Annotated in this window: 1 rRNA gene; it reads left to right on the plus strand. The window is 56.8% G+C overall.

From position 1 onward, the window contains the following. Nucleotides 1-348: 348 nt before the first annotated feature. Nucleotides 349-465, plus strand: a 5S ribosomal RNA gene (gene rrf, locus AC1DGD_RS22135). Nucleotides 466-479 lie beyond the last annotated feature (14 nt).

The following is a 479-nucleotide window of genomic DNA, read 5'->3' on the forward strand; positions in this document are numbered from 1 at the left end:
TGTGTGAGAGGCCCCCAGCCAGACCACTGGGTTGATAGGCCGGATGTGGAAGCGAGGACTAACGACTCGTGAAGCTGACCGGTACTAATAGGCCGATAACTTACACCACACACTCTTCCCGTGAACGGATTCAAAAGACGTTCACACCAGGGAAGAGTACAAAGAAACAAGACTGCTTGCGTCCACTATGTGGTTCCCAAACAACAAACCCGTCACCGACGGCACGTTGCGACAGGAACAAAACCACAACAAAATAACAACACCACAGCTGCATTCGCTGCAGCGRMCATGTTGTAACCACAGATTTCCCCACCCCCGCCAACAGCGGGCCGGTGGCGGAGCAAGGGTTACGGCGGTCATAGCGTGGGGGAAACGCCCGGTCCCATCCCGAACCCGGAAGCTAAGACCCACAGCGCCGATGGTACTGCACCCGGGAGGGTGTGGGAGAGTAGGTCACCGCCGGAACACCATTAACGGTC

This window comes from Arthrobacter sp. 05T45, from assembly GCF_056395875.1.